This is a genomic window from Marinospirillum sp., from assembly GCF_035271045.1.
GTDB lineage: Bacteria > Pseudomonadota > Gammaproteobacteria > Pseudomonadales > Halomonadaceae > Marinospirillum.
Genome location: NZ_DATESC010000010.1, coordinates 1 through 17,759 on the forward strand (window position 1 = coordinate 1; position 17,759 = coordinate 17,759).

General features: G+C 44.3%; 18 protein-coding genes, 3 tRNA genes and 1 pseudogene. 12 read left to right on the forward strand and 10 right to left on the reverse strand.

The window, feature by feature from the left end; all coding sequences use genetic code 11:
* Positions 1–747: pseudogene (locus VJY63_RS04610) on the forward strand (transposase); the annotation flags it as partial.
* Positions 748–975: 228 nt separating this feature from the next.
* Here VJY63_RS04610 and VJY63_RS04615 read toward each other — a convergent pair.
* Positions 976–1,770 (reverse strand): enoyl-CoA hydratase, encoded by a 795-nt coding sequence (locus VJY63_RS04615; protein WP_324048580.1) that lies wholly within the window; start codon positions 1,768–1,770, stop codon positions 976–978.
* A 53-nt stretch (positions 1,771–1,823) separates the two neighbouring features.
* On the opposite strand from VJY63_RS04615, the gene VJY63_RS04620 reads away from it, so the two are divergent.
* On the forward strand, positions 1,824–2,216 hold the full coding sequence (locus VJY63_RS04620; RefSeq protein WP_324048581.1) for a CoA-binding protein: 393 nt from the start codon (positions 1,824–1,826) through the stop codon (positions 2,214–2,216).
* 12 nt (positions 2,217–2,228) lie between these two features.
* Here the strand turns inward: VJY63_RS04620 and VJY63_RS04625 are convergent, their stop codons facing one another.
* A complete protein-coding gene (locus VJY63_RS04625; RefSeq protein WP_324048582.1) occupies positions 2,229–3,161 on the reverse strand; it encodes an AEC family transporter in 933 nt (310 codons plus the stop codon).
* A gap of 95 nt (positions 3,162–3,256) precedes the next feature.
* Between VJY63_RS04625 and VJY63_RS04630 the strand changes: the two genes are divergently transcribed.
* On the forward strand, positions 3,257–3,769 hold the full coding sequence (locus VJY63_RS04630; RefSeq protein ID WP_324048583.1) for a hypothetical protein: 513 nt from the start codon (positions 3,257–3,259) through the stop codon (positions 3,767–3,769).
* A gap of 12 nt (positions 3,770–3,781) precedes the next feature.
* On the opposite strand, the gene VJY63_RS04635 is transcribed toward VJY63_RS04630, so the two are convergent.
* The 6 genes from VJY63_RS04635 to metX are packed head-to-tail and all read right to left on the reverse strand — an operon-like array spanning position 3,782 to position 8,941.
* Positions 3,782–4,798 (reverse strand): PHB depolymerase family esterase, encoded by a 1,017-nt coding sequence (locus VJY63_RS04635; protein ID WP_324048584.1) that lies wholly within the window; start codon positions 4,796–4,798, stop codon positions 3,782–3,784.
* A gap of 29 nt (positions 4,799–4,827) precedes the next feature.
* Entirely contained in the window at positions 4,828–6,045 is a 1,218-nt protein-coding gene (gene hemW, locus VJY63_RS04640) for a radical SAM family heme chaperone HemW (RefSeq protein WP_324048585.1), read from the reverse strand.
* Positions 6,038–6,670: an RdgB/HAM1 family non-canonical purine NTP pyrophosphatase gene (rdgB, locus tag VJY63_RS04645; RefSeq protein WP_324048586.1), complete on the reverse strand. Its 633-nt coding sequence runs from the start codon at positions 6,668–6,670 to the stop codon at positions 6,038–6,040. The genes hemW and rdgB overlap by 8 nt, the downstream gene beginning before the upstream one ends.
* 15 nt (positions 6,671–6,685) lie before the next feature.
* Complete coding sequence (locus VJY63_RS04650) at positions 6,686–7,150, reverse strand: DUF4426 domain-containing protein (RefSeq protein ID WP_324048587.1); 465 nt, start codon at positions 7,148–7,150, stop codon at positions 6,686–6,688.
* Between the two features lie 21 nt (positions 7,151–7,171).
* Positions 7,172–7,762: a methionine biosynthesis protein MetW gene (metW, locus tag VJY63_RS04655; protein WP_324048588.1), complete on the reverse strand. Its 591-nt coding sequence runs from the start codon at positions 7,760–7,762 to the stop codon at positions 7,172–7,174.
* Entirely contained in the window at positions 7,763–8,941 is a 1,179-nt protein-coding gene (gene metX / locus VJY63_RS04660) for a homoserine O-succinyltransferase MetX (RefSeq protein WP_324048589.1), read from the reverse strand.
* Positions 8,942–9,152: 211 nt separating this feature from the next.
* On the opposite strand from metX, the gene guaB reads away from it, so the two are divergent.
* The 3 genes from guaB to tadA are packed head-to-tail and all read left to right on the forward strand — an operon-like array spanning position 9,153 to position 12,679.
* Positions 9,153–10,622, forward strand: coding sequence for an IMP dehydrogenase (gene guaB, locus VJY63_RS04665; protein WP_324048590.1), 1,470 nt, complete (start codon positions 9,153–9,155; stop codon positions 10,620–10,622).
* 14 nt (positions 10,623–10,636) lie between these two features.
* Positions 10,637–12,208, forward strand: a complete 1,572-nt coding sequence (guaA, locus tag VJY63_RS04670) for a glutamine-hydrolyzing GMP synthase (protein WP_324048591.1) — start codon at positions 10,637–10,639, stop codon at positions 12,206–12,208.
* A gap of 15 nt (positions 12,209–12,223) precedes the next feature.
* Positions 12,224–12,679, forward strand: a complete 456-nt coding sequence (tadA, locus tag VJY63_RS04675) for a tRNA adenosine(34) deaminase TadA (RefSeq protein ID WP_324048592.1) — start codon at positions 12,224–12,226, stop codon at positions 12,677–12,679.
* A gap of 38 nt (positions 12,680–12,717) precedes the next feature.
* Here the strand turns inward: tadA and VJY63_RS04680 are convergent, their stop codons facing one another.
* Positions 12,718–13,902: a GGDEF domain-containing protein gene (locus VJY63_RS04680; protein WP_324048593.1), complete on the reverse strand. Its 1,185-nt coding sequence runs from the start codon at positions 13,900–13,902 to the stop codon at positions 12,718–12,720.
* A gap of 180 nt (positions 13,903–14,082) precedes the next feature.
* On the opposite strand from VJY63_RS04680, the gene mutY reads away from it, so the two are divergent.
* The 5 genes from mutY to VJY63_RS04705 all read left to right on the forward strand — a co-directional run bounded on the left by mutY (position 14,083) and on the right by VJY63_RS04705 (position 15,862).
* Positions 14,083–15,162: an A/G-specific adenine glycosylase gene (mutY, locus tag VJY63_RS04685; RefSeq protein ID WP_324048594.1), complete on the forward strand. Its 1,080-nt coding sequence runs from the start codon at positions 14,083–14,085 to the stop codon at positions 15,160–15,162.
* 37 nt (positions 15,163–15,199) lie between these two features.
* A complete protein-coding gene (locus VJY63_RS04690; protein ID WP_324048595.1) occupies positions 15,200–15,475 on the forward strand; it encodes an oxidative damage protection protein in 276 nt (91 codons plus the stop codon).
* Positions 15,476–15,585: 110 nt separating this feature from the next.
* Positions 15,586–15,661: transfer RNA gene (locus VJY63_RS04695), tRNA-Phe, on the forward strand.
* 33 nt (positions 15,662–15,694) lie between these two features.
* Positions 15,695–15,769, forward strand: a tRNA-Gln gene (locus VJY63_RS04700).
* A gap of 17 nt (positions 15,770–15,786) precedes the next feature.
* A tRNA-Thr gene (locus VJY63_RS04705) sits at positions 15,787–15,862 on the forward strand.
* 99 nt (positions 15,863–15,961) lie between these two features.
* Here the strand turns inward: VJY63_RS04705 and VJY63_RS04710 are convergent.
* On the reverse strand, positions 15,962–16,843 hold the full coding sequence (locus VJY63_RS04710; RefSeq protein ID WP_324048596.1) for a DMT family transporter: 882 nt from the start codon (positions 16,841–16,843) through the stop codon (positions 15,962–15,964).
* A gap of 231 nt (positions 16,844–17,074) precedes the next feature.
* Between VJY63_RS04710 and VJY63_RS04715 the strand changes: the two genes are divergently transcribed.
* Entirely contained in the window at positions 17,075–17,677 is a 603-nt protein-coding gene (locus VJY63_RS04715; protein ID WP_324048597.1) for a peroxiredoxin, read from the forward strand.
* The last annotated feature ends 82 nt before the right edge of the window (positions 17,678–17,759 follow it).

Below are 17,759 nucleotides of genomic sequence, written 5' to 3' on the forward strand. Positions count from 1 at the left end.
CAGTCAGATGCGTACCGTCATTCTGCAACGCGCTCTGGGCTGGTTTGACCAAAGCGATACTCAGGTTCTGGCTGGTGATCCTCTGTGGCACTTGGCTTGTAGTGATGCACGAGGGCTGACACCACTGGAAGAAAAAGACATTCACTACCTGGGACGCCTGAAAGGCAATTCCCGCCTGCAAAAGCTCGCTCAACCCTACCTGAAAAAACCTGTCGTCCATCTGATGAACTGCGAGAATGGTGCCATGACCTGAGCTATCAGGCCGACAGCTGGGCAAACCCGCGCAGGGTGGTACTGGTCGTGCAGGAAAAACCCGATGACCTTTTCCTGCACGCCTTCTTCATCGTCACCAACCTGCAGGAATATGAGTGCTCTGCCGAACAGTTGCTGGATCTGTACCGCAAAAGAGGCAAGGCCGAAGCCCATATGGGCGAGTTAAAATCCACCCTGGACCTGCACCTGCCTTCAACCAATCGAGGGGCATCAACGGTTCAGCAGGTGATGGCCCGTAATCAGGTTAACCTGCTGCTGAGTCTTTACGCCTATCAGCTGATGCACAGCTTGCGCTACCTGATGGAAGAAAAAACCGGCAAGGGCTGGAGCCTGAGGCGTCTGAGAGAGCAGCTGCTGAAAGTGGCCGCCACCCTGACCGTTCATGCCCGGCAGATCAAGGTCAATCTGGGTGCTGCCGCCAACAAGTGGTGGCCGATCTTGCTGGAAGCCCTTTATCGACCACAAACAGAATAACCACCGTCAGCAGGCAGTCAGGCAGTTATCCACAACGCATTATCGGCAACAGCCGAGAATCACGGCTGCCTGCGAGTCGAAAATCAGGCTCAGGAAAGCTGGAAAGTGACAAAAAATCAGTTAAAAAGGCCACATAGGGTCGCTGGTAGCAGGGTCAAACAGCGGTTCGGAGAGGCTGATTCACAGCCTCATGAATAATGCGGGTTAACCATTATTCATCACACCCCTTTACTTACCCTGCCATTGGGGATGACGCTTTTCAACAAAAGCACAAATGCCTTCTTTGGCATCTAAAATATCTAAGTTTGCCGCCATTACTTTAGCTGTGTAGTTATAAGCTTCACTTAATGACATAGAGTTTTGGGTATAAAAAGCTTCTTTGCCTATCGCCAAGGTTTTAGGTGATTTAGAAGCAATTAACTCGGCTAACTCTAAGGTTTTTTGCTCCAACTCATCATCGGCAACCACTCGGTTAACTAAGCCGATTTGCTCAGCTCGTGCGGCAGAAATCATTTCACCGGTTAACAACATTTCCATAGCATGTTTAGGGTGTACATTACGGGTTAAAGCCACCATGGGTGTAGAGCAAAACAAGCCAATATTTACACCAGGGGTAGCAAAGCGTGCGGTTTCTGCTGCTACGGCTAAATCACAACTAGCCACTAGCTGACAACCGGCAGCGGTGGCTACCCCTCTTACGCTAGCAATCACAGTTAGTGGCAATTCAACAATTTTTTGCATCACTTCGCTGCAACGCTTAAATAATTTTAACTGCGCTTGATGGTCGCCTAGCTGACCTTGCACTTCTTTTAAGTTATGCCCTGCACAAAACACCTTGCCTGCTGCGGCAATAACAATCACTTTAAATGCTTTATCGTCTTTAACTTCATCTAAACGCTGGTCTAATAACTCTAGCATCGCCAGCGATAAGCTATTGCGGCTTTCTGGCTGGTTAAGGGTTAATAAAGCCACACCCTTACCTAAATCAGCTAGCGTAATGGCATCATTTGTTGTATTTGTCATGCTATGCTCTCTTAAAATTGAGTTGTTATTTATCTGCAAAAAAAGGAAGAACTATGAATACCACTGCACAAAAATTGATGCAAGACACAAAATCCATCGCTATTGTTGGTATTTCTAACAAAGCAGACCGTGCCAGTAATCGAGTTGCCGTGTATTTAAAAAATGCTGGCTACAAACTTTACTTTGTAAATCCTCAATATGAAGAAGTCTTAGGTCAGCCTTGTTATGCCAGCCTAAGCGATATTCCTGACCCAGTTGAAATGGTTGATATTTTTCGTAAAGCAGAAGATTGCCTGCCCGTTGCTGAAGAAGCAGTAAAAATAGGTGCTAAGTCTATTTGGCTACAATTAGGTATTAGTAACCCAGACTGCAAAGCTTTAGCCGAGAAGCATGGCATTGCTTATGTTGAAGACGAATGCACAAAAATTGTTCACGCTAATCTTTAAGCCTAACTAACTTTAAACCAAGCCAAACGCCAACTGGTTTAAATAAATAACCAGCGGCAAAGTAACCATCGCTACCAGTGTTTGTGCTGTCACTATCGCCGCCATTAAGGGTGCATCACCGCCTAATTGACGGGCTAGAATATAAGCGCTGGTTGCGGTTGGCATGGCCGCAAAAAGCACCAACATGGCCTGTTCTTGTACTTCAAGTTTAAGTAACAGGCTAATACCCACAGCCACCAAAGGCATTATCAACAGCTTGGCTAAATTAGAATAAAACAGCGCTTTACTAGCCGAGCGCAACGCCTCTAAATTCAGCGCCACACCCACAGCCAATAATCCTAAGGGCAGAGCAGCCCGAGAAATAATTTCCATCACTGGCTGAGTCCAACCAGGCATTCCTATGCCAGTAATATTTAAAAATATACCTAGCAAACAACCCAGTATTAATGGATTTTTAATCACCGTTATAAAGGTTCTACGTGCATTCATACGCTCTTCACCTGCATAAAGTGAAAAGATAAACACGCACAAAATATTCAGCAAGGGAATCATCACTGCCATAATGACTGCTGCCAAAGCTAAACCTAAGCCGCCAAACAATTCAGCCGAAGCCGCTATAGCAACATAGGTGTTAAACCTAATTCCACCTTGATAGATAGAAGTAAACTCTGGCCCAGAGCGGCTAATAAAACGACGTAGAATAACAAGCAGAAGTGTCATTGCTATTAACAATAAAAATACTGCCAGTAAAACTCGACCCACCGCCACACCAGAAAAATCGGCAAGGGCTAGGCGGGTGGCCAGCATGGCAGGGAATAAAAAGTAATAAACTAAGCGCTCTAATTGTGGCCAAAATTCAATGGAAGGAAACCTTATTTTTTTAAGCAATGCGCCAATTAGAATAACCATAAAAACTGGGCCAAGCGCATGGACTAATGACAACATATACTTGAAAATCCTTATTTATGCGTCATCTGACCACAGGCGGTTTAGATAACGCTTTGTTAAGCTGGTGGACTGCTTTTTTGAGATGTTGATTAATGAACTCTATACCGGATAAGCGTAAAACGCCCTACCCTATTAACTTGTTAATACTCATTACTCTTGTGGGTATTTTGTTAGCTATTTGGTATGTCACTAACTACCTCCATACTAAGCAGGCTGGACAAGTCACTTGGTATTCTGCCGCTAGCTGCCAGCTTCCACAAGACACCTGTTTTGTTAAGCTAGATGGACAAAAACACCTAACATTTAGGCTAGACAAACAAGAACCCAAACCCTTAGAGAGTCTACCTATTCGTGTACAGCTAGAAGGTTACAGTGAAGAAGAGCTCAAAAACCTACAGCTAGAAATCGACTTGCAAGGCCGTGATATGTACATGGGTTATAACCGTACACCCATGATTTATCAAGGCGAGGGACTATTTACTGCCAACCCTATTCTTAGCATTTGCACTGAAGCGGTTATGGTGTGGCGAGCTAGTGTATTAATTAATAACCTAACCACTAGCACCACCTACGGCAGCTATTTCGACTTCACCGTTAAAAGCTAATTCAGCAAAACGCTAAGGCGCTGAATTTAAGTGCTGCCACATGGCATGAATTGCCTGCATTTGCGGCCCTTCACGAGTAGCAAAGGCTTTTGATTCATAACCCCACCAATCCCAGCAGCCTTTAGGGTTAGGCAAACTGTTTTTTGCTTGAGGAAAAAGTACAACTAGATCACGAGCATCGGCCTGCTGCAAATAACCACTTAACCGCATAAAGTCTTCGCCTACTTCTTCTGCACCCTGCTCACAACCATGCAAAACAACCTGCAAACCACAGCCACCAGCTACACATTGTTCGGGTACATAATAAAAACCTTCTTCGGCTAAACCTTTGCTTTTTTCTGCCTTAAACGTATTTTGATTAAACGATAATAACTGACCCGTGGCTTCAGCTTGAACCGCTTTTTTGGCGGGTCCATCAAGGTAATTCAAGCTTTCTGCTGCGCCAGAATAGCCACAGGCATTCACATAGGGTGCGGCGGTTTTTTCACAAGCAACACCTTTATCTAAAGTGGGCAAACCATGACCGGCTAAAGCTTGTGTATGAATTTCCAAACCTTCAGGCGCCAGCTGTGCATAAGTTTTTTCTAAGGCAATAGAGACAGCTTGTGCGACCACTGGATCTGCCTCTGCTTTATAAAGATAAACGCGGCTATTGGCCACTAATTTAGGATCACCTAGCTCGTCTTCTTTAGCTGCTTCTTCAATCAGTGCCAAGCTTTTTTCGGCGCTGGGCGCACCACGGCTAACCGCCATGCAGTTGAATAAAGCAGCGGTAACACCGTCTTTAGCACAAGCATAAGGACCTGCCGCAAACACAGCCACGCCACGTATTTCATCCGGCCAAGCTAGGTGTAACTGGTGTGTCAAATAGCCACCTGAAGAAATACCAGCTATGTATAAGCGCTCAGTAGTTGTATTCAGTTTTGGCAACTCTGGGTGCTTTGATTCATTACTAGAACAAGCCGTTAACAGCACTAAGCTTGCTAACAAAAAACTTACACCTAGCCAAGATTTTTTATGTTTTTTCATACTGATCCACCTGTGGATAACTTTGTTAGTTAAATTTTTATAAACTGTTCAAGCGTTGTGTTTAACCAGCGCCAGCCTAAAGCTGAACAAGCAATTCTATTATTGTCATTTGTCCAGAGTTCTCGCTGCTTTAAGGCCTGAATTTGTGGCTGTAAATCGGCTAAATTTAACCCCGTTCTCAGTGGATAACTTTTTGCCTCCACTCCATCGGCTAAACGCAGCGCATTCATCATAAATTCGATGGGTAATTCATCGGCGGTTAAAACTTCCGTACCGGCTAAAAAATCACGATTCTCAATTAAACGTGATAAATAAGCTTGTGGCTGACGGGTTTTCCAACGCCTTTCAATCACCAGTTCGCCTGCCGAATTAAAACGACTTAACTTGCCATGCGCGCCAGCGCCTAGACCTAGGTAATCGCCAAAACTCCAATAGTTCAGGTTATGCCTAGCTTGTTTGCCTTTAAGAGCAAAGGCTGAGACTTCATAGTGAATAAAACCTGCCTGCTGCAAAAGCTCGCTACCTGCATCTTGAATGGCAGCTAGGGTATCTTCTTCTGGCAACTTAGGTGGGCGGCGATAAAATTCGGTATTAGGCTCTAGGGTGAGTTGATACCAAGATAAATGGGTAGGCTGTAAATCTAACGCTTGCTGAATATCCGCCAGCGCCAAGCTTTGAGTTTGTTCCGGCAAGCCATGCATTAGGTCTAGGTTAAAGTTATCAAAGCCAGCTTTGCGTGCTGCGGCAACGGCGGTCACCGCTTCTTGCCCACTATGAATGCGCCCTAGGGCTTTAAGTTGTTTATCTGCAAAAGACTGCACGCCCATGGATAAACGATTAATACCCGCTTCACGATAACCGCTGAACTTGCCTTGTTCTACCGTGCCAGGATTGGCTTCTAGGGTAATTTCACAATCATCAACTAGCTGTAAACGACTTTTTAAACCAGCAAAAAAAGCTTGATAACCTTGCGGTGACATTAAACTGGGTGTGCCACCACCAAAAAATATAGAAACAATCGGGCGCTCGGCTACGTCTGGAAAAGCTTTTAAATCAAAATCTAAATCGGCCAGCAAAGCTTGAACATACTGCTTTTCGACCAAGGTATCTAGGCGAGGTTTAGCGCCTGCGACCGCACTGGTATCTAGCGCATGGGAATTAAAATCACAGTAAGGGCACTTTTGAACACACCAAGGCAGGTGCACATAAAGGGATAAAGGCGGTAAAGGCTTGGCTAACTCAATCATTAGCAGGATAGCGCTGGTTTAATGCCTGAATCAGTTGTTGGCTAGCAATGCCACGGTGCGAGAGCTGGTTTTTTAACTCGCTGCTTAGCTCTGCCGCTGTTTTGCCAAGTTCAGGTAACCAAAATAAAGGATCATAACCAAAACCACCTTCACCCTTGGGCGCAGTTAATATTTGCCCTTCCCAGCTGGCTTGCACAATAACCGGGGTTGGGTCTTCAGCAAAACGCAAAAACACCAGCACACACCAATAACGAGCCGTGCGTTCTGCTGCGGGTACATTTTGGAGTTTTTGTAACAGGTAGGCGTTATTGTCTGCATCTTTACTGCCTTCGCCAGCAAAACGGGCGGAATAAATGCCCGGAGCGCCTTGCAAAGCATCTACTTCAATACCTGAATCATCCGCCAAGGCAGCAAAGCCCGTATGTAGGGCGGCGTTACGGGCTTTAATAATGGCATTTTCAACAAAGGTTAAACCTGTTTCAGCCGCTTCAGGTACTTGGTGCAAGTTTTGTGCTTCTACCTGCCAACCCAAAGGCGCTAATAAGCCTGAAAACTCGCTTAATTTACCAGCATTGCCACTGGCTAGAATTAATTTTTTTTTAGTCATGGTTACAGTAATAGTCATAAAAAATACCTTGGCTTAGTCCATGTAGAGACGGCGAATAAAAGCTAACTCATAGGCGGGCTGTTTAGAAGAATAAGTAACACGCAGGTTAAAACGCATGGGATCATCGTGAACAAAACGGAAAGTGGCTAGATTAAAAATGCCTTGGTTTTGACCCACCTCATGGGTATGAAAACTTAACCCGTTTAACTGCCCTGCCAAGTTACCCGCATGACCTGAAACCCTTGCTTTAACCGGCTCGCTAGAACCATCGGTGAGGCGATGCAAAACAGTAACACGCACCATACCTTGACCTTTACTACGCACCACACTATAACCTTGAGCAACCTGCGGGCTTAAAAAGCTAGTCGGCAATACATCGTAATAAATCTCGTAGTCACCCACCTTTTCCATATTTTTATCTTGAGCCAAAAGCGTAAGTGGTAAAAAGCTTAGAGCAACCAACAAGAATCCTGATAATAAAAAATTCCGACGCAACATAGTGCCTTTCCTCAATAAAAGTTAACGACCAATTCTGTAGATAGCGACTTCACCAAATAAGTTCGGCCATAAACGGGCCTTCCAATGGCTTTTATAAGCAAAATCACCCACGGCTCGATCAAGAATTTTTAAACCTTTTTTATGGCACAAGGCTTCAAAATCTTTAAAGGTAAACAAATGAATATTGGGTGTGTCATACCATTGGTGCGGCAAGGTTTTTGACATAGGCATTTGACCTTTCCAGCTTAAATAAAAGCGATTAGTCCAATGCGCAAAATTAGGAAAAGTCACTATCGCCTCTTGCCCAACACGCAGCATTTCATCAAGGGCTAGGTCTTGTCGCCTTAACACTTGCAGCGCCTGCGTCATAATAACCGTGTCATAACTGCTGTTTGCAAAGTTGCTTAACCCACGGTTCAAGTCTTGCTCTAGAACATCGACACCTCTAGCAATACAAGCGGTAATCTGCTCGGCATCAATTTCTAAACCATAACCCACCACACCTTTGTTTTCTTCTAAATAGTGCAGCAGCTCGCCATCGCCACAGGCGAGGTCTAATACTCGGCTGTTAGGTTCTACCCAATTGGCAATAATGGTTAAGTCTTGGCGCATTTAACTTGCCTCCCCTTGCTTAATTTCTTGGGCAGCACGCTGCATAAAGGCAGTAAAGACAGCTTCATAACGCTCATCGGGAATTAAAAAAGCATCGTGCCCATGCGGTGATTTAATGCGGGCATAGCTAACACGCTTTTGTGCTGCGGTTAAAGCATTCACTAATTCTTCAGAGTGACGTGGTGAAAAACGCCAGTCGGTACTAAAGCTAACCACTAAAAAGCGGCATTGAATAGGTGCTAAGGCCTTAACTAAATCACCATCAAAAGTTTTGGCAGGGTCAAAATAATCTAAAGCTTTGGTCATTAATAAATAGGTGTTGGCATCAAAACGCTCAGAAAAGCTTTTTCCCTGATAGCGCAAATAAGATTCCACTTCAAAGTCGATACCAAAGCCGTAATTGAGTTTATCGGTACGCAGATCACGACCAAACTTTTCGCCCATCGAGTGTTCTGAAAGGTAAGTGATATGTCCCACCATGCGCGCCAAAGCCACACCGTGGCGTGGAATAACATCGGCTTCTTGATAGCGCCCATCACAAAACTCTGGATCAGACATTATGGCTTGGCGCGCCACCTCATTAAAAGCAATGTTCTGTGCCGATAACTTAGGCGAGCTAGCAACAACTACAGCATGGCGCAGGCGTTGTGGATAACGTAACGACCATTCTAAAACCTGCATTCCGCCTAAACTGCCGCCCACTATTGCCGCCCATTGTTGAATACCTAAACGGTCGGCTAAAAGTGCTTGAGAATCCACCCAATCACTCACAGTTAACACTGGAAAGTCTGGACCAAACGGCTGACCCGTAGCTGGATCTATTGAAGAAGGCCCCGTAGAGCCGTGACAACCACCCAAATTATTTAACGAGACTACAAAAAAGTGCTGCGTATCAATCGGTTTGCCAGGGCCGATGTAAGCATCCCACCAACCCGGCTTAGTATCGTCTTCTGAATGGTAACCAGCAGCATGATGATTACCCGATAAGGCGTGACAAATAAGCACAGCATTGCTGGCATCCGTATTTAATTCGCCGTAGGTTTCAATCATTAACTGCCAGTCTTGCAACACGCTGCCGCTGGCTAAATGAAGTGGCTGATTAAATTGGCAAACTTGGGGTTCCACCAATCCAACTGAATGAGTGGGTGGAAAAACTTCTCCGGTGCTGGAGGCGGTCATGTAAGCAGGTATCCTTGTTAAAACAGTAAACCAATAGCAAGCCTGCTAATCTAACATATCAAGGTCAGGATGTTAGCCATCCTTTACACACCTTGTACTGTTTAGACGCTAAATAAGCGATTAACCAAACCCAGCGTTTACGATAATCGCTGGGTCAGCTAAAATAGCACTATTATTTTCTCCCTTCATCCCCCTGAATTGCAGGTCATCTATGTTACGTATCGTTGAAGAAGCTTTAACCTTCGATGACGTTTTGCTGGTACCCGGTTACTCCGAAATCCTGCCTAAAGACGTCAGCCTTAAAACACGCATTACCCGCAACGTAGAGCTAAACATTCCTTTAGTTTCTGCGGCAATGGACACAGTTACTGAAGCGCGTCTTGCCATTGCTATGGCACAAGAAGGCGGCTTGGGTATTATCCACAAAAACATGACCATTACTCAGCAGGCCGCTGAAGTACGCAAAGTAAAAAAATACGAAAGCGTAGTGGTTAAAGACCCAGTGACCGTTGCACCGACTACCAAGCTTCATGAACTACTAAAAATGGCTGAAGAATACGGTTTTTCAGGCTTTCCAGTGGTTGAAGCGGGTAAATTAGTCGGCATAGTGACAGGGCGCGACTTACGCGTGAAACCTTATGAAGGTGATACCGTTGCTGCGATTATGACACCGCAAAACAAGCTAGTAACGGCACTAGAAAATACCCCATTAGAAAATATCAAAGCGCGTCTTTACGAGCACCGCATTGAAAAAATGCTGTTAGTTGATAAAGAATTTAATCTACGCGGCCTAGTCACCTTCCGCGATGTTGAAAAAGCCCAAACTTACCCACTGGCTACCAAAGATAGCAACGGTAGTCTAAGAGTCGGTGCCGCTGTTGGTACTGGTACTGAAACAGCCGATAGAGTTGCAGCACTGGTTGAAGCAGGCGTAGACGTAATTGTAGTGGATACCGCTCACGGTCACTCTAAAGGCGTTATTGATCGAGTGCGTTGGGTTAAAGAAAACTTTCCACAAGTGGATGTCATTGGCGGCAACATTGCCACCGCTGAAGCCGCTGTTGCTTTAGCTGAAGCCGGTGCAGATGGCGTTAAAGTGGGTATTGGCCCGGGTTCTATTTGTACTACGCGCATCGTTGCTGGTGTGGGCGTGCCACAAATCTCTGCTGTTTCTAACGTTGCTGAAGCCCTAAAACCCTATGGCATTCCTTTAATTGCTGATGGCGGTGTACGCTTTTCTGGCGATTTATCCAAAGCCATTGCTGCGGGTGCTCACGTTATTATGGTCGGTGGTTTATTAGCGGGTACTGAAGAAGCACCGGGCGAAATTGAACTCTTCCAAGGTCGTACTTATAAAGCCTATCGCGGCATGGGTTCTTTAGGCGCTATGGGGCAATCTCAGGGTTCTTCTGATCGCTATTTCCAAGATAAAGATGCTGGCGTAGAAAAACTGGTACCTGAAGGCATTGAAGGCCGCGTACCTTACAAAGGTGCTATGAGCGCGATTGTTCACCAGTTAATGGGTGGCTTGCGTGCTTCGATGGGTTATACCGGCAGCAACGGCATTGAGCAAATGCGGGTTAAAACCAGCTTTGTAAAAATTACCGGCGCTGGCATCCAAGAATCCCACGTCCACGATGTACAAATCACCAAAGAAGCACCCAATTACCGTGTCAGTTAAAGAGGTCTAACAGCATGCAAGACATTCACGCGCACAAAATCTTAATTTTAGATTTTGGCTCTCAGTACACCCAACTTCTTGCACGCCGTGTTCGTGAGCTGGGGGTTTATTGTGAAATTCATGCCTACGATATGCAAGAAGCTGATCTGCTGGCGATGGCACCGAAAGGCATTATTCTTGCTGGTGGCCCAGAATCGGTAACAGCAGAAGGTTCACCGCGTGCGCCACAAGCAGTGTTCACTTTAGGCGTACCTGTATTGGGTGTTTGCTATGGTATGCAAACCATGGCAGAACAACTGGGCGGCAAAGTAGAAAGCTCAGAACAACGGGAATTTGGTTATGCACAAATTCAGCTAGCAACAGAAACGGCTTTATTTCACGCCATTAGCGATCACTTAAAAGATGGCAAAAAGCTGCTTGATGTGTGGATGAGTCATGGTGATAAAGTGATTAGTCTGCCCGAAGGCTTTCAGGTAACAGCATCAACACCTAGCTGCCCGATTGCCGCGATTAGCCATGAAGAAAACCGTTTTTTTGGGGTGCAATTTCACCCTGAAGTCACTCATACCTTGCAAGGCAAACGTATGATTGAGCATTTTTTATTAGAAATTTGCAAATGTGAAGCTTTGTGGACACCCGCACAAATCATTGAAGACATGACTCAGCGCGTGCAAGAGCAAGTAGGCAATAAGAAAGTACTGCTGGGACTTTCGGGTGGGGTTGATTCCTCCGTTGTTGCAGCGCTTTTACACAAAGCCATTGGCGATCAGCTAACCTGCGTATTTGTCGATCATGGCCTGCTACGCAAAAATGAAGGCGATCAAGTCATGGAGATGTTCGCCAACAATATGGGTGTACGGGTTATTCGGGTCAATGCAGAACAGCTATTTTTAGACCGACTAAAAGGCGTTAGCGACCCTGAAGCCAAGCGTAAAATTATTGGCAACACCTTTATTGATATTTTTGATGAAGAAGCTACCAAGCTAACCGATGTTGATTTCTTAGCCCAAGGCACTATCTACCCAGACGTTATTGAATCGGCTGCGGTTAAAAATGGTAAAGCGCACGTTATTAAATCGCACCATAACGTCGGTGGTTTGCCTGAAACCATGCGTATGGATTTAGTTGAACCCTTGCGCGAACTCTTTAAAGACGAAGTACGCCGCATTGGTGTTGAACTGGGTTTACCGCATGATATGGTTTATCGCCACCCCTTTCCAGGACCGGGTTTGGGTGTGCGTATTCTTGGTGAAATTAAGCAAGACTATGCTGACATTCTGCGTGAAGCCGATGCCATTTTTATTGAAGAACTGCGTGCTGCCGGTTGGTATGAAAAAACCAGCCAAGCCTTTGCCGTTTTCTTACCCATAAAATCGGTAGGTGTTGTAGGTGATACCCGTCGTTACGAATGGGTGATTGCTTTGCGTGCTGTAGAAACCATCGACTTTATGACTGCACGTTGGGCGCACTTGCCTTACGAGTTATTAGAAAAAGTTTCTAGCCGCATTATTAATGAAATCCCTCATGTATCGCGCGTTGCTTACGATGTTTCATCTAAGCCACCAGCGACTATTGAGTGGGAATAATAGTGAACAGGAATAATGGCTCACAAGCCTGAATACTATATGCACCGAGCTTTAGAGTTAGCTGCCAAGGCAGCTGCTTTAGGCGAGGTGCCTGTAGGTGCGGTTTTAGTCAATGCGGAAGGTGAGATTATTGGACGAGGATTTAACCAATGCATTAGCCAACAAGATGCAACCGCCCATGCAGAAATTCAAGCCATCCGCGATGCCTGCAAAAACACCAGCAATTACCGTTTAAACAACTGCGTGTTATACGTCACCCTAGAACCTTGCACCATGTGCATAGGCGCTATCATCAATGCCCGCATTAAAACCCTTTACTATGGCGCTAAAGAGCCACGTACCGGCGTGATTGCTTCGGTATGTAACTTACCCGCACAACCTTGGTTTAATCACCAACTAGAAGTAAAAAGCGGCTTACTTAAATCTTTTGCTAAAAAGCTTTTAGAGGATTTTTTTCAAGCCAAGCGCTAGTGTTGCTGCTGCTTGATTATTAAATGCCAGTTGAAGTGTTATTCGATGGGGTTTAATGCTAAAGATAAAGAAGGGTCTTTTGTTGGCTTTTTAACATGGTATTCGGGCAATTCTTTTTCACCCACCACACAGTTACGACCACAAGTTTTTGCTGCATAAACGGCTTTATCTGCACGCTGAATTAACACATTAACCAACTCTTCTGGTTGGTAAGTTGCAATGCCAATCGAAGTAGTCAAAGACAAATCAGGGTAACCATCTGCAAGTTTTATCACCAACTTTTCTAAATCGGCACGAAAGCGTTCAGCAATGCGTAAGGCTTCGGTATAACCCGTTTGCGCTAATACCACTACAAATTCTTCACCACCAATACGTGCGACATAATCAACATCACGCAAACTGCGAGAAATTTCTTCAGCAACAGCAATTAATGCTTTATCGCCCGAACCATGACCATAAGTATCATTAACTTGCTTAAAATGATCAAGATCAAAAAAACCGATTGAAAAATGGTAATCACCTCGATCACTTAAACTTTTTTGACGGTGTAAAATCTTCATTAAATGACGACGATTATATAAACCCGTTAACTCATCAGTCACGGCTAACTGTTCATATTTAGCTGTTATAATGGCTAAATATTCATTGCGTTTTTTAAGCGCTACACGCAAATTACCTATTTCAATCCCCAGCAGACTAACCCCGATTAAACCCAGTAAAAAAACAAGGCTAGTCACCAATTCATGCTGCCAATGGATGGTAATAGGACTCCAAATAACCTGTGCTAAAATAACCAATAAATAACTCGTTAACAACACTAAAGACAGGATTGGTAGGCGTTTAGGTGAATAGCGAAAAACAGCGAACAAGAGAATCAGTAAAAAATTAACAATCAACAATTCACGTATACTAGGTGCTGCATACATACATACAGCTACCATTAACAACTGCCAACCTATTTGTTGACTGGTCATGCTGGGATCAGCGTATTTTAAGTTTTTATTGGTGTAAATTAAGAATGGAAACAGGGTATAACCTAGGCTAGAAATAACAAAGTAGACGGCCAGTGATTTTTCACTAAAAAACACATAACCTAACTGCCAAGCAACCAGTATAACTAAACTGTTAGCAAAACCAGCACCAACCGCCATTAAAGAGCGCCTCAACCGTAGTTGTTGAGCAATAATAACTTTTTGGTCATCTTCTATAACTAGAGAATCCATCTCTTGCACTCGCTTAGAGTCTAATGGCGCACTATTTGCTAATCCGCTATTAAAGTTTTTTATTATAAAGTTTGGCTAATTCAAGCAAGCCAATCTAAAGCCAAATAATTTCAAATGCAAATGCTGATAAGTTTAACATACAAGTTAAACTTACCTACCTCAATTAACTTAGAGAAAAGTATGTCGATAGCCACATCCAATCACTTTGCCAACCAATTATTGCACTGGTATCAAACCTACGGTAGAAAAAATTTACCTTGGCAAGAAAACCGCCAGCCCTACAATATCTGGGTTTCTGAAATCATGCTTCAACAAACGCAAGTTATCACTGTCATTGACTATTACCAGCGTTTTATTGCACGTTTCCCCAATGTTAACAGCTTAGCAACAGCCACTAGCGATGAAGTAATGCACCTCTGGGCTGGGTTAGGTTACTACACTCGCGCGAGGAATTTGCACCGCTGCGCCCAACAGGTGGTTAATGAATATCAAGGTGAATTTCCTGTTAATAGCCTAGAAGCAATGAAAAACCTACCCGGTATCGGCCCGTCTACAGCAGCAGCCATTTGTGCATTCAGTACCGGACAAAGGGCGGTCATTTTAGATGGCAATGTTAAGCGCGTGGTAGCGCGTTATTTTGCGATTGAAGGCTGGTATGGCAAATCACAAGTCACCAAACAATTATGGCAAGCTGCCGATAAACTAACCCCTAACGAACAGCTTCCCGAATACACCCAAGCCATAATGGATTTAGGTGCAACGCTTTGCACACGCAGCAAACCCAAGTGCGAACTTTGCCCCGTTGCTAGCGGTTGTGCGGCTAAAGCACAAAACTTAATCGCAATACTGCCCACACCACGCCCTAAAAAAGTATTACCCGAACAAACACGCTATGCTTTAATTCTGTTTGATGCCAACCAAGCCATCCAATTAGAAAAGCGACCCGATAAAGGCATTTGGGGCGGTTTATGGAGCCTGCCAGAATTTGCAAGCCAAGCAGCACTAAAAAACTGGCTGGCAACGCATCAACCTACAGCAAAAATGTTAGATGCAACCAAACCGGCTCAAGAACATATTTTTAGCCATTATCGCTTAACCCTTCACCTTAACATCGCACAACTACCCAAGCAGCAGCTAGCTGAAAACAGCGCCCACTACAGCCAAGGTTTAAACTGGTATGATCAAAATGAATTTGGAAGCATAGGTTTAGCTGCTCCCGTTAAAAAACTTTTGCCTTCTTTACCTTACCTGCTTAGCTAAAAGTTTAATTAACCCGAATAAATTTAGGAGACGATTAATGTCCACCACTGTTTTTTGCCGCAAATATCAACAAGATTTACCTGCGCTTACCGCACCACCTTTACCTGGTCAAAAAGGATTAGATCTACTCAACAGCATTTCCAAGCAAGCTTGGGATGAATGGATGGCCCACCAAACACGTTTAATTAATGAAAAACGGCTAAAGGTTTTTCAGCCCGAAGCACGTACTTATTTACAAGATCAAATGGAAAAGTTCTTCAACAATGAAGCACTCGATCAAATTGAAGGTTATGTACCGACCAACCCAGCTTAAAGCCTCAATAAATAAAGTCTTTAAAAACAACACTTTACAAAATACATTGAAAATAATTTAAAAAATGCTTGACGATTCAGAGGTAAATCTATTTAATACGTTTCCGTTGAGGCCAGATAGCTCAGTCGGTAGAGCAAGGGATTGAAAATCCCTGTGTCGGCGGTTCGATTCCGCCTCTGGCCACCATCAACAAGATGTATAGATACATTAGGTTTAAGTTGGGGTATCGCCAAGTGGTAAGGCAGCTGGTTTTGGTCCAGCCATTCGGGAGTTCGAATCTTCCTACCCCAGCCACCTAAAGTTTTAGTGAAGCCGGTATAGCTCAGTTGGTAGAGCAACTGACTTGTAATCAGTAGGTCCCGAGTTCGACTCTTGGTGCCGGCACCACTAAAACCCCTCTAAGCCTTATGGCATATAGCTTTAAATTCCTTACTAAATTTTAATATCCTAACCCCCCAATTTTATTTAATTGCTTAGCAATTATTTCTACACCAATCTTTTCTTTGACTGGCTGACGGCTATACCAGCAAAAATCACTCCGCAGGCTAACCATTGTTGCAGGTTTAAGCTTTCGTGTAGCAACAACATGGCAAAAAATAAGCTAAATATAGGTATCAAGTTTATATAGGTGCTAACCACCGTTGCCGTTAACTTACTAAGTGCCAAGTTGTACAAACCATAAGCACCCACACTAATTACCACCCCCATAAACACTATCGCCTCTAGTGCCCTAGGCTCAATGCTTGTTGGCAAGGGCTGCATTAACGCTAAAGGAAGAAAGAACAGAGTGCCTAACAGTGTTTGCATGGCAGTTAAGAAGAAAGGGTTATAACGGTGACTAAGGTGTTTAGCTAACAAGGTGTAACCGGTTGCACTTAACACTGCCAAAAACTCTAAAAAATTTCCCAAAGGCGGATTAGATGCATGAGCAGTCACCTGACTATGTAAAGATATCCACAAAACGCCACCTACCGCCAAAGAAAAACCCAGCCATTGACGCCCGGCAATTTTTTCACGTAGAAAAAACCATGCTCCCGCAGCAATCATTAAAGGCAACACGCTAGTCACCAAACCCGCTTGGGTAGCGCTGGTATATTTCATGGCCATGCCTTCAAACACAAAATATAGGCAGGGTTCAAACAAGGCCATGGCTAACAGCCACTTCCAATCACCGGCTTGGTAACTCACGCCGCGTAGCAGCCAGCCTATAAAAGGCAGCAATACCAAACTACCTACTAACAAGCGTAAAAAAATCACCTGCATAGGGTGCATAACTTCAATAGCAATTTTTAAAAATGTAAATGAGCTACCCCAAATAACCATAGCTAAAACTAAAGCTAGGTGGGCATACACAAGGCGGTTTTTCACTGGCTCAACTCTGTAAATACTTAAGATTAGGTTTTAAAAGGCTAGCCAGTATACACTCTTCAATCTAGGCACTATCGACTAGGCAGCAATTACTAAAATCTATCGAATCAATTAGCTTAATGAAGTTGCTTAGCGCCGCCTAAAACCTTATTCTTAATTACATCCTGCTTAGACACCTTAGCTAGTAGGGCTAAAACACACTTTAATTTTGTTCTCAACGGAGAAATAAAGATGAGCGTATTAGTTACTCGCAAAGCACCTGATTTTGATGCACCCGCTGTTAAAGGCGACGGCACGATTGTTGATAGCTTTAAGCTTTCAGACACTAACGGCAAATACCGCATGGTATTTTTCTGGCCTTTAGACTTCACTTTTGTTTGCCCTTCAGAAATTATTGCCCATGACAACCGCATGGCTAAGTTTGAAGAACTAGGCGTTGAAGTCATTGGTGTTTCAATTGACAGCCAGTTTACTCACCACGCATGGCGCAACACTAGCCCAGACAAGGGCGGTATTGGTCCAGTTAAATTCACTATGGTTGCCGACGTTAAGCACGAAATCACTCGCGCTTACGGCATTGAACACCCAGAAGAAGGCGTTGCACTACGCGCGTCTTTCTTAATCGACAAAGACGGCATTGTTCAGCACCAAACCGTTAACAACCTACCCCTAGGTCGTAACGTTGATGACATGATCCGTATGGTTGAAGCACTCCAATTCCACGAAACAAATGGCGAAGTTTGCCCAGCGGGTTGGACACCAGGTCAAAAAGGTATGAAAGCAGACGCTAAAGGCGTTGCAGACTACCTAGCAGAAGCTTCTGACAAGCTGTAAGTTTTAAGCTATAAAAAGCCAATAAGGTAATTAACCTTATTGATGCTAAAATGAGGGGACGGTGCAAACCGCCCCCTTTTTT

Excerpts from the sequence above, each read along its gene's own strand:
- VJY63_RS04615 (WP_324048580.1), bottom strand. The coding sequence starts at position 1,770 with ATGACAAATACAACAAATGATGCCATTACGCTAGCTGATTTAGGTAAG.
- VJY63_RS04620 (WP_324048581.1), top strand. The coding sequence starts at position 1,824 with ATGAATACCACTGCACAAAAATTGATGCAAGACACAAAATCCATCGCT.
- VJY63_RS04625 (WP_324048582.1), bottom strand. The coding sequence starts at position 3,161 with ATGTTGTCATTAGTCCATGCGCTTGGCCCAGTTTTTATGGTTATTCTA.
- VJY63_RS04630 (WP_324048583.1), top strand. The coding sequence starts at position 3,257 with ATGAACTCTATACCGGATAAGCGTAAAACGCCCTACCCTATTAACTTG.
- VJY63_RS04635 (WP_324048584.1), bottom strand. The coding sequence starts at position 4,798 with ATGAAAAAACATAAAAAATCTTGGCTAGGTGTAAGTTTTTTGTTAGCA.
- hemW (WP_324048585.1), bottom strand. The coding sequence starts at position 6,045 with ATGATTGAGTTAGCCAAGCCTTTACCGCCTTTATCCCTTTATGTGCAC.
- rdgB (WP_324048586.1), bottom strand. The coding sequence starts at position 6,670 with ATGACTATTACTGTAACCATGACTAAAAAAAAATTAATTCTAGCCAGT.
- VJY63_RS04650 (WP_324048587.1), bottom strand. The coding sequence starts at position 7,150 with ATGTTGCGTCGGAATTTTTTATTATCAGGATTCTTGTTGGTTGCTCTA.
- metW (WP_324048588.1), bottom strand. The coding sequence starts at position 7,762 with ATGCGCCAAGACTTAACCATTATTGCCAATTGGGTAGAACCTAACAGC.
- metX (WP_324048589.1), bottom strand. The coding sequence starts at position 8,941 with ATGACCGCCTCCAGCACCGGAGAAGTTTTTCCACCCACTCATTCAGTT.
- guaB (WP_324048590.1), top strand. The coding sequence starts at position 9,153 with ATGTTACGTATCGTTGAAGAAGCTTTAACCTTCGATGACGTTTTGCTG.
- guaA (WP_324048591.1), top strand. The coding sequence starts at position 10,637 with ATGCAAGACATTCACGCGCACAAAATCTTAATTTTAGATTTTGGCTCT.
- tadA (WP_324048592.1), top strand. The coding sequence starts at position 12,224 with ATGGCTCACAAGCCTGAATACTATATGCACCGAGCTTTAGAGTTAGCT.
- VJY63_RS04680 (WP_324048593.1), bottom strand. The coding sequence starts at position 13,902 with ATGGATTCTCTAGTTATAGAAGATGACCAAAAAGTTATTATTGCTCAA.
- mutY (WP_324048594.1), top strand. The coding sequence starts at position 14,083 with ATGTCGATAGCCACATCCAATCACTTTGCCAACCAATTATTGCACTGG.
- VJY63_RS04690 (WP_324048595.1), top strand. The coding sequence starts at position 15,200 with ATGTCCACCACTGTTTTTTGCCGCAAATATCAACAAGATTTACCTGCG.
- VJY63_RS04715 (WP_324048597.1), top strand. The coding sequence starts at position 17,075 with ATGAGCGTATTAGTTACTCGCAAAGCACCTGATTTTGATGCACCCGCT.